Source organism: Psychromonas sp. (assembly GCF_047632995.1).
Lineage (GTDB): Bacteria > Pseudomonadota > Gammaproteobacteria > Enterobacterales > Psychromonadaceae > Psychromonas.
This window is the reverse complement of the sequence record NZ_JBLIEK010000092.1, coordinates 1-14,813: the sequence shown is the minus strand read 5'-3', so window position 1 is coordinate 14,813 and position 14,813 is coordinate 1. Positions and strand designations below refer to the sequence as shown.

General features: G+C 39.4%; 15 protein-coding genes and 2 pseudogenes. 3 read left to right on the top strand and 14 right to left on the bottom strand.

Features of this window, described 5'->3' with window-relative positions; translation table 11 throughout:
* The 8 genes and pseudogenes from sspA to zapE all read right to left on the bottom strand — a co-directional run.
* A pseudogene (sspA, locus tag ACJAT7_RS14015) lies at positions 1-113 on the bottom strand (stringent starvation protein A); the annotation flags it as partial.
* Positions 114-221: 108 nt separating this feature from the next.
* Entirely contained in the window at positions 222-956 is a 735-nt protein-coding gene (locus tag ACJAT7_RS14010) for a cytochrome c1 (RefSeq protein WP_415227423.1), read from the bottom strand.
* Positions 953-2,233, bottom strand: coding sequence for a cytochrome b (locus ACJAT7_RS14005; RefSeq protein ID WP_415227422.1), 1,281 nt, complete (start codon positions 2,231-2,233; stop codon positions 953-955). Before ACJAT7_RS14005 ends, ACJAT7_RS14010 begins: the two co-directional genes overlap by 4 nt.
* Positions 2,233-2,823, bottom strand: a complete 591-nt coding sequence (petA, locus tag ACJAT7_RS14000; protein ID WP_415227421.1) for a ubiquinol-cytochrome c reductase iron-sulfur subunit — start codon at positions 2,821-2,823, stop codon at positions 2,233-2,235. The genes ACJAT7_RS14005 and petA overlap by 1 nt, the downstream gene beginning before the upstream one ends.
* 260 nt (positions 2,824-3,083) lie before the next feature.
* The gene (ftnA, locus tag ACJAT7_RS13995) at positions 3,084-3,605 is read right to left on the bottom strand and encodes a non-heme ferritin (RefSeq protein WP_415227420.1); all 522 of its coding nucleotides are present in this window, start codon (positions 3,603-3,605) and stop codon (positions 3,084-3,086) included.
* Between the two features lie 123 nt (positions 3,606-3,728).
* Positions 3,729-4,118, bottom strand: coding sequence for a 30S ribosomal protein S9 (gene rpsI, locus ACJAT7_RS13990; protein WP_415227419.1), 390 nt, complete (start codon positions 4,116-4,118; stop codon positions 3,729-3,731).
* Between the two features lie 13 nt (positions 4,119-4,131).
* On the bottom strand, positions 4,132-4,560 hold the full coding sequence (gene rplM / locus ACJAT7_RS13985) for a 50S ribosomal protein L13 (RefSeq protein WP_415227418.1): 429 nt from the start codon (positions 4,558-4,560) through the stop codon (positions 4,132-4,134).
* Between the two features lie 234 nt (positions 4,561-4,794).
* Entirely contained in the window at positions 4,795-5,916 is a 1,122-nt protein-coding gene (zapE, locus tag ACJAT7_RS13980; protein WP_415227417.1) for a cell division protein ZapE, read from the bottom strand.
* Positions 5,917-6,105: 189 nt separating this feature from the next.
* Between zapE and ACJAT7_RS13975 the strand changes: the two genes are divergently transcribed.
* The 3 genes from ACJAT7_RS13975 (at position 6,106) to degS (ending at position 10,646) form a co-directional block, all read left to right on the top strand.
* Positions 6,106-7,443, top strand: a complete 1,338-nt coding sequence (locus ACJAT7_RS13975) for a DegQ family serine endoprotease (protein WP_415227416.1) — start codon at positions 6,106-6,108, stop codon at positions 7,441-7,443.
* A gap of 199 nt (positions 7,444-7,642) precedes the next feature.
* Positions 7,643-9,052, top strand: coding sequence for a pyruvate kinase PykF (gene pykF, locus ACJAT7_RS13970; protein WP_415227415.1), 1,410 nt, complete (start codon positions 7,643-7,645; stop codon positions 9,050-9,052).
* A 523-nt stretch (positions 9,053-9,575) separates the two neighbouring features.
* Positions 9,576-10,646: an outer membrane-stress sensor serine endopeptidase DegS gene (degS, locus tag ACJAT7_RS13965; protein ID WP_415227414.1), complete on the top strand. Its 1,071-nt coding sequence runs from the start codon at positions 9,576-9,578 to the stop codon at positions 10,644-10,646.
* A 47-nt stretch (positions 10,647-10,693) separates the two neighbouring features.
* Here the strand turns inward: degS and murA are convergent, their stop codons facing one another.
* The 6 genes and pseudogenes from murA to ACJAT7_RS13935 all read right to left on the bottom strand — a co-directional run.
* A complete protein-coding gene (gene murA / locus ACJAT7_RS13960) occupies positions 10,694-11,953 on the bottom strand; it encodes a UDP-N-acetylglucosamine 1-carboxyvinyltransferase (RefSeq protein ID WP_415227413.1) in 1,260 nt (419 codons plus the stop codon).
* Between the two features lie 19 nt (positions 11,954-11,972).
* Positions 11,973-12,221 (bottom strand): BolA family protein, encoded by a 249-nt coding sequence (locus ACJAT7_RS13955; RefSeq protein ID WP_415227412.1) that lies wholly within the window; start codon positions 12,219-12,221, stop codon positions 11,973-11,975.
* Between the two features lie 271 nt (positions 12,222-12,492).
* Entirely contained in the window at positions 12,493-13,107 is a 615-nt protein-coding gene (locus tag ACJAT7_RS13950; protein ID WP_415227411.1) for an MlaC/ttg2D family ABC transporter substrate-binding protein, read from the bottom strand.
* Entirely contained in the window at positions 13,107-13,577 is a 471-nt protein-coding gene (gene mlaD, locus ACJAT7_RS13945; RefSeq protein ID WP_415227410.1) for an outer membrane lipid asymmetry maintenance protein MlaD, read from the bottom strand. Before mlaD ends, ACJAT7_RS13950 begins: the two co-directional genes overlap by 1 nt.
* A gap of 100 nt (positions 13,578-13,677) precedes the next feature.
* A complete protein-coding gene (mlaE, locus tag ACJAT7_RS13940; protein ID WP_415227409.1) occupies positions 13,678-14,457 on the bottom strand; it encodes a lipid asymmetry maintenance ABC transporter permease subunit MlaE in 780 nt (259 codons plus the stop codon).
* Positions 14,454-14,813 (bottom strand): annotated as a pseudogene (locus ACJAT7_RS13935) (phospholipid ABC transporter ATP-binding protein MlaF); the annotation flags it as partial. The gene mlaE and the pseudogene ACJAT7_RS13935, both read right to left, overlap by 4 nt.

Below are 14,813 nucleotides of genomic sequence, written 5' to 3'. Positions count from 1 at the left end.
ATCTCTACATTAACGCCCTTTTCAGCCAAGACAATACGTGTTTGATGACTATATAGATCTGAAGCACCTGAAAAAAGTGTCATTACAGAACGTTTATTTGCGGCTACGGCCATGAAAATCCCCTGATATGTGAGTAAAATGTGTATGCTTAAAAACAAAAACGGCAATGGTGATAACTACCACCATTGCCGTTCATTAACAGCTAATATAAAAGTCGGCGATTAATGGATGTCGCGCCAGTATTCTTTTTTAAGTAAATAGCTAAGAATAAATAAGATGATTAAAAAACCTATGACCCAAACACCTAAACTTTGTCGTTCAAGTTTGTTAGGTTCACCGGAATATACGAGGAAGTTTACCAGATCTAACACCGCTTTGTCATACTCATCGGATGACATTTCACCTTCTCCGTTACTTTCTAGCGCAACAATTTTTTTATGCTCAACGCCATCAACCAATATCGTTTCATAAATAGGTGTCGGGATCCCTTGTAACTCTTCAAGAACATGCGGCATGGCAACATCAGGAAACACCAGATTATTAACAGAAAATGGGCGCGTTTCATCTTTATAAAAAGAGCGTAAATAAGTATAAATCCAATCCGCACCACGCAAACGCGCTTCCAAGGTTAAATCCGGGGGCGTATTACCAAACCATTTTGCCCCCTCTTTTGTATCCATGCTATTAACCATCAGTTCACCGATTTTACTATTAGTAAAAATAAGATTTTTTTTCATCAAATCGGCGGGGATATCCAAATCCGTAGCGACACGCTGGTAACGCTGGTAACCGGTTGAATGACAAGCAAAACAGTAATTAACAAATAGTTTTGCACCACGTTGTAGCGATGCTTTATCGCTTAAATCATAATCGGCTTTATCTAAATGTATATTGTCGGCCGATGCAAAAACCAGTGTTGGTAACAGTGCCACTAAGGCAATCATTAATTTTTTCATTTGAATGTTAACCTCGTTGGTAGTGGTTTCGTTTTTTCATTTTTGCTATACAGCCAAAGCGCAATAAAGAAAGAGAAGTAACCAATTGTGCCAACTTGTGCAATTGTCGTGAGTAACGGGGTTGCTGGCAACGCACCTAACACACCTAATGTAATAAAACAGATAATGAACTGGGTAATATTCAATTTGTGCTTCCAACTGCGGTAACGTATCGACTTAACGTTGCAGCGATCCAGCCAAGGCAAGAAGAACAGAATAACGATCGAGCCACCAAAGAAAACAACACCGATCAACTTATCAGGAATGGCACGTAAAATTGCATAGAATGGCGTGTAATACCAAACCGGGGCAATATGAGTGGGTGTTTTTAAACCATTGGCAGGTTCAAAATTCGGCGCTTCTAAGAAATAGCCGCCCCCCTCTGGCAAAAAGAAGATAATCGCACAAAAAATAATTAAGAATCCGGATACACCCATAATATCTTTGACAGTAAAGTAAGGATGGAATGGTATGGCATCAATAATATCTTTCTTACCACTGTACTGCTTATGGAAAGTAAATTTACCTTTTGCCTCGCTAGATGCGGTCCCTTTTTTCTGTTTTATTTCAATACCGTCAGGATTATTAGATCCAACTTCATGTAAGGCAACAATATGTAAAAATACTAAAACAACAATCGATAAGGGTAATGCAATAACATGCAATGCGAAGAATCGCGTTAATGTTGCGCCAGAGATAACATAATCACCACGGATCCACAGCGTCAAATCATCACCGATGATAGGAATGGCGCCGAACAGAGAGATTATTACCTGAGCCCCCCAGAACGACATTTGTCCCCAGGGAAGCAGGTAACCCATAAATGCTTCCGCCATTAAGGCAAGAAATATGAACATACCGAAAATCCAGATAAGCTCACGTGGTTTTTGGTAAGAGCCGTAAATCACGCCCCTGAACATATGCAGATAGATAACAACAAAGAATGCAGACGCGCCAGTTGAGTGCATATAACGTAATAACCAGCCGTAAGGAACATCACGCATAATATATTCTATTGATGCAAACGCGCCTTCCGCCGAGGGGTTATAATGCATGGTTAACCAAATACCGGTCAGAATTTGGTTAACTAAAACGAGCATCGCTAGTGAACCAAAAAAGTACCAAAAGTTAAAATTAACCGGTGTGGGATATTGCGCTAAATGTTTGTTCCATGTTTCCGTCATTGGAATACGTGCATCAATCCAATCTATAGTACCTACCGCCAATTTTTTAAGCATCAGACCTCTCCCTTATCTAAGCCGATCAAGATTTTTGTATCACTCACATAATGATGCGGTGGGATCACTAAGTTTAATGGTGCCGGTACATTTTGAAAAACACGTCCCGCCAGATCAAATTTAGAACCATGGCATGGACAGAAAAAACCAGATTCAACACCTTCAACTTGCTCAGTGAAAGAATCAGGCAGATAAGTGGGTGAACACCCTAAATGGGTACAGATACCGACAGCAACAAAAATTTCGGGTTTTAATGAACGCGCCGCATTAGTCGCATATTCTGGCTGTTGGGGCTCGTCTGAATTGGGATCGCGCAACTGGTCATTAAGTGTGGCTAATTCGTCAAGAATTTGTTGTGTGCGGGAGACAATCCAAACAGGTTTACCGCGCCATTCCACTCTAATCAGTTGACCCGGCTCAATTTTACTAATATCGATAGCAACCGGGGCTCCAGCCGCTTTTGCTTTTTCACTTGGGCTCCAAGATTTCACGAAAGGGACCGCAACGGCTGCGGCTCCAACTCCACCAACAACAGCTGTTGTTAATGTAAGAAACTTGCGGCGGCCAGAATTAACAGGCACATTGCTCATTTAACCATCTCCATTGTGAGCTACTAATACCAGTGGTATATAAAGCAGTCCATAAAACATAAAACTGGGGATGCACTTCAATCCGTTGAATTGACAACTTAGCTGGTGCATAAATTGCGTGAATTTTAAAGAAATAGGGTTAAATTTACAAGCTATTAACATTGTTTTTACGAAAGCAGTCTCAGAAAAGCACGCTTAATTACCAATGTCCCCATTTTCAGGGGATTGATGAGCAAATGAAATAGAAATCATCTCTATTTTTACTGTGTATCCATAATAGAGCTAGCGCCATTCTTTGCGATATCAGCAAGATCCTTGTCAATCCAAAAAAGCGCTTTGCCGTCTTCACCGACTAATTCTATTTTATCTAAAATACCTTTGAATAATTTCTCTTCTTCGTGCTGTTCTGCAACATACCATTGTAAAAAGTTAAAAGTTGAATAGTCATGCGTAGTAAAAGCGACATGCGTGAGTTCATTGATTTTTGAAGTGATCAAACATTCATGCTGATAAGTTGCAGTAAAGATATCTTTAAGCGATTTAAATTCATACGGAGGAGCCTCAATAGCTCCTAAAATGGGTAAGGCCCCCGTTTCACTGACATAGGTGAAGAGACGGTTCATATGCCCCATCTCTTCAGTTGCATGCTGGCGGAGCATTAACGCCGCGCCATCAAAACCTTTATCTTCACACCATGCGCTCATCTGTAAATACAGATTGGATGAGTAAAATTCAATATTTATTTGCTCATTTAATTTGTCTACCATGGTATTTGCTAGCATTTTACACCCCATTGAATTGAATGAATTAACTATTAAGATTAGACGATTATCTAGATCAAGCTAAAAAATAGGCAAAAAAAAGCCCAGTATAAACTGGGCTTTTTGCAATTCTTGAAACGAATATTAACGTTTTGAGAATTGTGGACGTTTACGTGCTTTATGAAGACCGACTTTCTTACGTTCAACTTTACGTGCATCACGGGTAACAAAACCAGCGCCACGGAATTCAGAACGAAGTGTTTCGTCGTATTGCATTAATGCACGAGTGATACCCAAACGGATAGCACCTGATTGACCTGTAGTACCACCACCTTTAACAGTGATGTTGAAGTCAAACTTGTCACTAACACTAACAAGTTCTAATGGTTGACGGACAACCATACATGCAGTTTCACGACCGAAATATTCATCGATATTGCGTTTATTGATAGTGATTTGACCACTACCTGCTTTCATAAATACGCGAGCTGTTGAGCTTTTGCGACGACCTGTGCCGTAATATTGATTTGCCATTGTTTTAATCCTATTAGATGTCTAAAACTTGTGGTTGCTGTGCAGAATGTTGATGCTCAGTACCAGCATAAACTTTCAACTTACGGTACATTGCACGTCCCAAAGGACCTTTTGGCAACATACCTTTAACAGCTTTCTCAATAACACGTTCAGGTGCACGTACGATAAGATCTTCAAAGCTAATTGATTTAATGCCACCGATGAAACCTGTGTGGTGGTAGTAAATTTTACCTTTAGCTTTATTACCTGTTACAGTAATTTTCTCTGCATTTATAACGATAATGTAATCGCCAGTATCAACATGCGGAGTGTATTCTGCTTTATGTTTACCACGTAAACGTAGAGCAATTTCAGTAGCCAGACGGCCTAAAGTTTTACCTTCGGCATCGACTACAAACCAGTCGTGTTTGACTTCAGCTGGTTTAGCAACAAAAGTTTTCATTAAGTTATACCCAAATTAATGATTTAAAAAAATATAATTATCGAATTTGATAATTAAAAATGTATTTGCCATTTCGTATCCCTTCGAATACGTCAAGCGTAAACAACAGATCCACCATATAAATATTTTGGGGGGTGGATAACGTGGGCGGCGATATTGTACAGAAAAACAAAACAGAGATCACCTTAATATTGCAATAAATAACGTTACATCCTCATTATCTCAATGGATTAGCTAGTCCGTGCATTCTTTATGGTGAATTTGTTGTAAATAGACTTTACTTTGCATCTCTTGCAAGCGTGAAATACAGCGCTCAAATTCAAAGCTTAACTTGCTGCCGATATAAAGTTGCTTAATTTCTCTCTCCGCAGAAATAATAAGCACGACATGATGTTCATAGAATTCATCAACCATGGCAATAAAACGACGCGCCAAGTCATTTTCATCCTCCCCCATCTGTCTGACATTTGAGATTAAAATAGTGCGATATAAAATAGCGATTTCAATGTAATCTAAGACACTTCGTGGGCCACCGCAAAGTTCTATAAAATCAATATGTAAGGTATCGGCACTCGTTGCAATCGTTTTAATTTGTCGCTGATTTATCAGTATTTCTTGAGCGTGATTTTTGTCGCCTGTAGCTAGGTTTGCAAAACTAATTTCAATCTGCAATCGCGCATTATTGTTTAACGGGGTGTGATAAAATTCAGTTTCAATTAAGCGCCCTAATCGGTAATCGCGCACGCCATCTAAATTGAAAATAGTGCAATTTTTTTTGATTAATTCAATGGCGGGTAAAAAACGACCACGCTGCAATCCGTTACGATAAAGATCATTTGGGTGAATATTGGATGTTGCGACCAGTATTACCCCTTCGTCAAAAAGTGCGCTGAGCATACCCGCAACTATCATCGCATCGCCGATATCATCGACAAAAAACTCATCGAAACACAAGAGATCTGTTTCCGATGCAAATGTTTTGGCAATCTGTTGCAAAGGATTTTCTTGTCCTTCCAGTAAGCTCAGCTGTGTATGTACTCTGCGCATAAAGTGGTGAAAATGGAGGCGCAATTTACGTTGCGTGGGTAAGCTGTGAAAAAACAGATCCATTAAATATGTTTTACCTCGCCCCACCCCACCATAAATATACAAGCCAGTTAAAAATTGTTTTTTCTCCTGTTTACTGAGCACTTTTTGAATTGTACGTGAGAATAGATTACTTTTTGCAGAACACGCCTGTTTTTCTTGTAATTGGGCATATAAACGTTGTAAATGATCAATAGCGCTCGCCTGAGCGGGATCGGCAAAGAAGTTAGATTTTTTTAAGTCGGCTTGATACAAAGAAATAGGCGTCACAAATAGCTCAATATAAATTACGGTAAAATTTGATACAAGATTTAACCCAGCGCTAGGGTTTATTCAACATTATTTTAAATTATTATTTACAAATGAGCATTTAATCCCTGTTTTATCTCAATTTACAGAGCTATTCTTGAGTCGTGGTAGCGGCACAATCCGTTATGACCAACAAATGGAGGGGGATTTGTGAACAAATTAATCTATTCAATTCTTTTTACCTGCTATTTGCTGACATTCACAGTAAATATATCTGCAGCACCGCTATCTATGATTGCCGGTTCCAGTATGCCTAGCCTTGCCCCCTTGGTTGCTAAAGTGAGCCCCGCTGTCGTCAATATTTCCATATCAGGTAACCATCAGCAAATTTTACCAGAACTATTGCAATTTTTTAGTCCAGAAGCGCAATTAGACGAGCCCCAGTACCCTTTTATTGGCTTAGGATCTGGCGTTATTGTGGATGCTGAAAATGGCTACATTATTACCAATTATCATGTTATTGAAAATGCGACTGAGATTAAAGTGACGCTCAAATCTGGGGCAGAGTTTCTAGCTCAGATTATCGGGCAGGATAAACAAAGCGATATTGCACTTTTACAAATCAAAACCGACCAAAAACTCACGCAAATCAAATTTGCTAATTCCGACAAATTACGCGTCGGTGATTTTGTTATTGCCATCGGCAACCCATTCGGCCTAGGGCAAACGGTCACCTTGGGTATTATTAGCGCCCTTGGACGCAGTGGCCTTAATCATGAAAACTTAGAAAATTATATTCAAACCGACGCAGCTATTAACAGCGGCAATTCCGGAGGAGCATTAGTTAACTTAAACGGTGAATTAATCGGTATTAATAGCGCCATGTTAGGTCCTATTGATGTTAATATAGGAATCGGATTCGCCATCCCCGCTAATATGGTCAATAACTTGACAGTGCAATTATTACAGTACGGAGAGATCCGGCGGGGTATGTTGGGGATCAAAGGTGAAGAATTAACCGCTGAGCTTGCCCGTACCTTTGCTTTAGACTCGCCACATGGCGTGTTTATAAAGCAGGTTATCCCAGACTCGGCGGCAGATGAAGCAGGAATAAAAGCAGGTGACGTTATTGTCTCCATGAATGGCAGTGCAATTACCTCTTTTGCCGAATTACGGGCTAAAATCGGTTCACTGCGTGCGGGAAAAGCGATTACATTAGGCATAATACAAGATGGTAAAAAATCGCTCTTATCCGTGACATTGAAGGAAGCGCAGCAACATAAGATCCAAACTCAATCATTCCACCCTTCACTGGCAGGATCAACACTAACTGATGCTGGGGACGATAAAGGGGTGATGGTAACGCACGTAGAACAGGGCTCTGTTGCACAGCATTATGGCCTGCAGCAAGGCGATATTATTATTGGTATTAATCGCACGCGAGTTAATAATTTAAATGAATTAACTAAGCAGATAAACAGGCCACCTAAAATATTGGCTTTTAATATTCAACGTGATAACCGACGTTTATATTTAATATTAAATTGAATATCAGTGAAATAAAATTACAAAAAATTACAAAAAGTTACAAAAAAATAGAAAAAAATAGAAAAACAGAAAAAAAATTGATTAGAAATCATTTTTTTTATCGTTTTTTCTTGTAAAATGCGCGCCATCGATAATAAGTATATAAAAGTACTTCTGTAACATTGTAATAATACAACACAATCATCCTTGGAGAATAACGGTGAGAAAAACAAAAATAGTTTGTACGATTGGTCCGAAATCAGAATCAAAAGAGATGTTAACAAAATTAGTAAATAACGGCATGAACGTAATGCGCCTTAACTTCTCTCACGGAGATTTTGAAGAGCACGGTGGCCGTATTATAACTATTCGTGAAATTTGCCAAGAAACCGGTAAAAATGTAGCTATCTTACTCGATACTAAAGGTCCTGAAATTCGTACAGTTAAACTTGTAAACGGTAATGATGTATTACTAACTGCAGGTCAAGAATTTACATTAAGTACTGATCAAACAATTGTTGGCGATAACACAATCGTAGCTGTAACTTACGAAAACCTGACCAATGATTTATCGGTAGGTAATACAGTACTACTTGATGACGGTCTAATTGAAATGACAGTTAAAAGTATCTCTGATACAAACGTAGTTTGTGAAGTAATGAATACTGGCGAGTTAGGCGAAAACAAAGGTGTTAACCTACCAGGCGTTAAAGTTCAACTTCCTGCTCTTTCTCCTAAAGATAAAGGTGATTTAGTATTTGGTTGTGAACAAAACGTAGATTTCATCGCAGCGTCATTCATTCGTAAGAAAGAAGATGTTTTAGAAATCCGCGAGCTATTAAAAGCAAACGGTGGCGAAAAGATCCAAATCATCTCTAAAATCGAAAATCAAGAAGGTGTTGATAACTTTGATGAGATTCTTGCAGTTTCTGATGCAATCATGGTTGCACGTGGTGACCTGGGCGTAGAGATTGCTGTTGAAGAAGTTATCTTCGCACAAAAAATGATGATTCAAAAAGCCAATGCTGCTCGTAAGCCTGTTATTACAGCGACACAAATGCTTGATTCAATGATCAAAAATCCTCGTCCAACACGTGCTGAAGCGGGTGATGTTGCAAATGCCATCTTAGACGGTACTGATGCGGTAATGCTTTCAGGCGAAAGTGCTAAAGGTAAATACCCAGCAGAATCAGTTGAAATAATGGCAACTATCTGTGAACGTACAGATAAGATAATGACTGCAAGAACTGCTGAGAAAGAAATTGATTTACGTATCACTGAAGCGGTATGTAGTGGTGCTGTAAAGAATGCTGAGCAACTTAATGCTAAACTTATTATCGTTGCAACGGGTGCTGGCAAGTCTGCACGTTCTTTACGTAAATACTTCCCATCTACTAAAATCCTTGCGCTAACAAGCAATGCAAAAACTGCACAACAGCTTTCGTTAACAAAAGGTGTTTCAGCTAAAGTAATTGAACAGCAAAAAACAATGGAAGATTTCTACCAACTTGGTATGAACATGGCTAAAGAACTTGGCCTTGTTGCTACTGGTGATAAAGTAGTAATGGTTACTGGTGCCCTTGTTGATTCAGGTACTACAAACACTTCTTCTGTACATGTTATTTCTTAATAACTAAATATTAGAATGATAGAAGCATCGCCTTTGTGTGGTGCTTTTTTTTGCCTGTTATTCGGCAATGGTGCTGGTCATCAATAGGTTGATTCAGGTACTACAAACACTTCTTCTGTACATGTTATTTCTTAATAACTAATAATCAGATGATAAAAGGGCAGCGTTGATTCGCTGCTTTTTTTTGCCTGTTATTCGGCAATGGTGCTGGTCATCAATAGGTTGATTCAGATACTACAAACACTTCTTCTGTACATGTTATTTCTTAATAACTAAATATTAGAATGATACAAGCATCGCCTTTGTGTGGTGCTTTTTTTTGCCTGTTATTCGGCAATGGTGCTGGTCATCAATAGGTTGATTCAGGTACTACAAACACCTCTTCTACTCATATTATTGCTTACTAACTGCTTAGCCACGTGTGGTGCGCGCTTTTTGTCTAGTGATAACAATAAATAAAACTCCATCGCACCTTTATTTTGTATATAATCCCCACTTCCTTTTTATAATGACATCTAAGAATATGAATTTTAAAGAATTTTTTTTGTATCTTTTAAAACCCATTTTCTGGGGCGTTATTATTGCCTTAGTAATAATCTACGGTGCTAAATTAAGTACCACATTAATGCATTTATCAGCAGATGAAAAAGTTGCCAGCTACAGTGAAGCGGTAAAAAAAGCATCACCATCAGTCGTGAATATTTACTCGCAGCAATACCTCGATTCCAGTATTGATAATAAGCAACACCTGCAGCCTACGGGGTTGGGATCCGGTATTATTATCGATAATAAAGGTTATATTCTGACCAATTTTCACGTTATAGCCAAAGCAGATCAAATTCTGATTGCCTTGCAGGACGGTCGATTGTTCACCGCATCAGTTGTTGGCAGTGATATAGTCACTGATTTAGCGGTACTGCAAATTACAGGGGATAATCTTCCGGTTATTCCACAAAACCCCCTCTACCAACCACAAGTCGGAGATATTGTTCTGGCGATTGGCAATCCCTATAACTTAGGGCAGACCGTCACTCAAGGTATTATCAGTGCAACGGGTAGAAATGGTATGAGTTCTTCAGGACGCCAAGACTTTCTGCAAACCGATGCAGCCATCAACGAGGGTAATTCCGGCGGCGCTTTGATTAATAGTCGAGGAGAGTTAGTTGGCATTAACACCTCTGAATTTTACAGTAACAATCAGAATTCAAGTAGTGGCATTAGTTTTGCTATTCCCTATCAACTTTCACAACGGGTTATGAAAAGCCTTATTGCGCACGGTCGAGTCATTCGCGGTTCACTGGGTATTGTTGCTGAAAATTTAGATCCGCTCATTGCACGTCTTTGGGGATTAAAAGCACAAAATAGCATAGTTATAAAAAAAATAGATGAGTCAGGCCCTGCCGCACTGGCGGGTATTGAAGTTAACGATATTCTCTTAAAGATTGATGGTATTGCCTTTGATACGTTAATTGCAGCTATGGATAAAGTGGCAGAAATTAAGCCGGGAACCAAAACCAAGCTTACCCTGTTACGAAAAGGGGAGCAGATTGAGGTTGAAGTTGTGATCGGAGAGTTGAACAGTATAGGGAACTAAAAGGGAGCGAAAGGAGAAGCTTAACGCTTCTCCTTTATTATTTATGGTTAATCTTCAATACGTTTCATGGTTGCGCCAAGCGGAATTAATTTATTTTCAATCGCTTCATAACCGCGATCAATATGATAAATCTCATCAACAATGGTTTCACCTTCTGCAATTAATCCCGCAATAACCAAACTTGCTGATGCGCGTAAGTCCGTTGCCATCACTTTTGCACCGCTTAATTTATCGTGATCACCGCAAATAGCCAGATTACCTTCCAATTCAATATTTGCGCCCATCCGTTGTAGTTCCGGGACATGCATAAAACGATTTTCAAAAATATTCTCTTTAATTCGTCCCGTACCTGGCGCAACTGTATTTAAGACAGTAAATTGTGCCTGCATATCGGTCGGGAAAGCAGGATACGGTGCGGTCGTTATATTGACTGATTTTAATGCACGACCAATCATATCCACTTCGATCCAATCTTTGCCTGTGGTCACTAATGCACCGGCCTCTTCAAGTTTCGCCAGCACTGCAGATAATAAACTAGGATCTGTTTTAACACACCTCACCTTACCGCCACTGACTACACCTGCAACCAAGAATGTGCCCGTTTCAATACGATCCGGCTGTACTTGATAGCTGCAATCTCCTAAAGATTCAACGCCTTCTATGGTTATGGTATCGTTACCTGCGCCTGAAATCTTACCTCCCATGCCATTAATAAACTTAGCTAAATCAACAATTTCCGGCTCTTTAGCAGCATTTTCAATAATGGTGGTGCCCTCTGCAAGTGCGGCCGCCATCATCAAGTTTCCAGTGCCGGTAACACTCACTAAATCCATATATAGGTGAGCGCCTTTTAAGCGACCATTGACACGCGCTTTAATAAAACCATCTTCAACTTTAATAATTGCGCCCATCTGCTCTAATCCATGAATATGCAGATTCACAGGACGAGCGCCAATTGCACAGCCGCCAGGCAATGAAATGTCGGCTTTCCCAAATCGGGCAACTAAAGGCCCCAATGCTAAAATAGAAGCGCGCATACTGCGTACTAACTCATAGGATGCGGTGTAATTTTCCACAGCAGATGCATTGATAAACACTTTATGGCCATCTTGTGAGACATCTGCTCCCAACTCTTTTAAAAGCTCAAGTGTTGTTGATATATCTTTCAATAAAGGAACATTACTTAAATTAATATCCCCTTTTGATAAAATCGTCGCAAAAAGAATTGGTAATGCCGCATTTTTGGCGCCGGAAATAGTAACTTCCCCTTTTAATTGGCAACCACCTTGAATTAAAAACTGACCCATCAAAATATCCTTCCGCTTACTAAATAAAATGTTTTTGTTTTTGCCACTCATCAGGCGTAAGTGCCTTGATCGTTAATGCATGAATGGCATTGCTTGCAATCTCATCGGTTAACGGCCCGTAAATCATCTGTTGTTTTTTTACTCGGCTGAGGTCAGAAAAAACATCCCCCACTGCGATCACTTGAAAGCTACCATTTTCGCCTTTAACGATGCACTCATCAAGCACTAATGCTTGTTGCAATTTTTCTTTAATTATTTCAATATTCATCGAATACCCTACGACTTAAAAATAAAACTTAACCCATACAAATTGGCTAAGACTAATGTTTTTTCTGAGACTCCAGTAAAACGTAAATCTGAATAATGGCTTTTAATTTGTGCTAAATATGCAAGGCCGGCAGAGTCTGTGTTTATTAATTGCTGTAAATTAATTGTTTTTATCTTTTTATAATGGCTAATATCAGGGAATTTTTTTCCCGACAACTCATTTAACAATAAGTTACCAGTCAACACTATTGTCTCGTGATCGGCAGTGTTAGTCACGAGGAAAACTCACGGTTTTTCTCTGCTAATAACTTAATAACATGATCAATCCCTTTTTTATGCATTAACTCATAAAGTTCAGACCGTTTAGTATTTAACATGCTGATCCCCTCTGCTATTACATCAAATACTTTCCACTCTTCAGTTTTTCGGTTTTTCCGTAATTTAAAGACTAATTGCGTCAACTGATTATTCGCATCTCTAATTCTAACCGAAATCGAAACAATGTTCTTATCCTGATAGTCGGGCAAGTCTAATATTTCAACTTCCTGTTGTTCATATTCAAACAATATATGCCCGTATGCGTTTACCAGGTAGGTTTTAAATACATCTACAAATTCACCACGTTGTACATCAGATGTCTGTTGTAAATAATTGCCCATTACCATATACGCTGCATACTTATAATCAAAATAGGGAATGAGTTCTTCCTCAATCACCGTTTTTATATAAGTTGGTTCGCGTTGCAGGCGATCGTGATCCGCTTTGAGGCGCGCAAAAGTATTAATTGAGACTGATTGAATAACCTGATTCGGATTGTGCATATCAACGCTAGCATGCGCTGTAGCACTCACCAATAACAGCATAATTACGCTAACTAAGGTACGCATTAGTTGTCCTTATTAATTGAATAGATAAATTGACCGATAAGATCTTCCAGTATCAATGCAGATTTAGTATCTTCAATGCGATCACCATCTTCTAACATCCCGATACCTTCGTCAATAAAACCGGGTTGAATGCCGATATATTGCTCGCCTAATAACCCCGAGGTTAAAATAGAGAGAGAAGAGGTTTCTGGATAAAATCCTTTGTTTTCAAACATCGCCAAACGCACAAAGGGCCTATAGCTTTTAACATCTAGGCCAATATCTTCCACGCGCCCAACCACTACACCACCAAGCTTAACGGGTGATCTCTCTTTTAAACCTCCCACATTGGAAAAACTGGCATAAAGCGTATAACTGTTTCCTTCCCCTCGGAAAGAGAGGCCCGCAACGCTAAAAGCCAATATTGCTAAAGAGAGCATTGCCGCAATAACAAACGCACCGACCCATAATTCCACTTTTTTCTGTGACATATTACATTCCAAACATAAAAACAGTTAAAATAAAGTTCGTTTGTTGTACTAAAACACAAACATCCCTAACTATAAAAATTCCACTTTTTTCTGTGACAAGTTAGTTTCCAAACATAAATACAGTTAAGACAAAATCCATTGCCAGCACTAATAATGATGCAACAACCACAGTTTGCGTTGTCGACTTGCTAATACCTTGTGCGTTTGGCACAACATAGTAACCATTATAAAGCGCGATCCAAGTTATCAGAACGGCAAAAACCATACTTTTTATTATGCCATTAAAGACATCGGGCAGGTATTCAACACTGCCTTGCATCACCGACCAGTAAGCGCCGCCATCAACGCCCTTCCAGCTAACCCCAATTAAATATCCTCCCCAGATTGCAATTACATTAAAAAACAGTGTCAGCATAGGCAAAGTGACAATACCCGCAAAAAAACGGGGCGCAATAACCCTTTTCAAGGGAGAAACAGCCATCATCTCCATACTGGCAAGCTGCTCAGTACTTTGCATCAAACCAATCTCAGCGGTTAAGGCAGAGCCAGCCCGTCCGGCAAAAAGCAGAGCGGTAACAACGGGACCTAATTCGCGTAGTAGCGAAAGAGCAACCATGCTACCTAAACTCTCCTCTGCAGCATAATCAACTAACACATTGTAACCTTGCAGACTTAATACCATACCTATAAACAGACCGGCTGTTAAAATGATAGGTAAGGATAAGATCCCAAGCTGAAAAATTTGCCCGATAACCAAAGAAGGCAACTTAGCGTGGGGTTTTCCCCAAACAGTACGCCATAGCATTAAGCCACTACGTCCTACGGTCTGCATAAATCCCAGACTAAACTGGCCTATAGAACGCACATAAGCGCTAATCATTTGTTCACCTTCTGTAAATCTACGATAAAATCTTCAGCCTGAAAATGAAAAGGTACAGGTCCGTCACTTCGTCCATGTAAAAACTGCTGTAATAATGGGTTGTCTGTTTGCTCTAAAAGCAAATTAGCGGGACCGTGCGCTATAATTTTTTTCTCCGCTAAAACATAGACATTATCGGCAATTGACAATACCTCATTTACATCATGAGTAACAATAATAGAAGTTAAACCAAGCGTTTTATTAAGCTGATTAACTAAATTAAGTAACACATTCATAGAGATAGGATCTTGTCCCGTAAAAGGTTCATCATATAAAATCATTTCAGGATCCAACGCAATAGCACGCGCTAATGCAAC

Coding starts and splice junctions, on each gene's coding strand:
- ACJAT7_RS14010 (WP_415227423.1), bottom strand. CDS start 956: ATGAAAAAATTAATGATTGCCTTAGTGGCACTGTTACCAACACTGGTT.
- ACJAT7_RS14005 (WP_415227422.1), bottom strand. CDS start 2,233: ATGCTTAAAAAATTGGCGGTAGGTACTATAGATTGGATTGATGCACGT.
- petA (WP_415227421.1), bottom strand. CDS start 2,823: ATGAGCAATGTGCCTGTTAATTCTGGCCGCCGCAAGTTTCTTACATTA.
- ftnA (WP_415227420.1), bottom strand. CDS start 3,605: ATGCTAGCAAATACCATGGTAGACAAATTAAATGAGCAAATAAATATT.
- rpsI (WP_415227419.1), bottom strand. CDS start 4,118: ATGGCAAATCAATATTACGGCACAGGTCGTCGCAAAAGCTCAACAGCT.
- rplM (WP_415227418.1), bottom strand. CDS start 4,560: ATGAAAACTTTTGTTGCTAAACCAGCTGAAGTCAAACACGACTGGTTT.
- degS (WP_415227414.1), top strand. CDS start 9,576: ATGAATTTTAAAGAATTTTTTTTGTATCTTTTAAAACCCATTTTCTGG.
- murA (WP_415227413.1), bottom strand. CDS start 11,953: ATGGGTCAGTTTTTAATTCAAGGTGGTTGCCAATTAAAAGGGGAAGTT.
- ACJAT7_RS13955 (WP_415227412.1), bottom strand. CDS start 12,221: ATGAATATTGAAATAATTAAAGAAAAATTGCAACAAGCATTAGTGCTT.
- ACJAT7_RS13950 (WP_415227411.1), bottom strand. CDS start 13,107: ATGCGTACCTTAGTTAGCGTAATTATGCTGTTATTGGTGAGTGCTACA.
- mlaD (WP_415227410.1), bottom strand. CDS start 13,577: ATGTCACAGAAAAAAGTGGAATTATGGGTCGGTGCGTTTGTTATTGCG.
- mlaE (WP_415227409.1), bottom strand. CDS start 14,457: ATGATTAGCGCTTATGTGCGTTCTATAGGCCAGTTTAGTCTGGGATTT.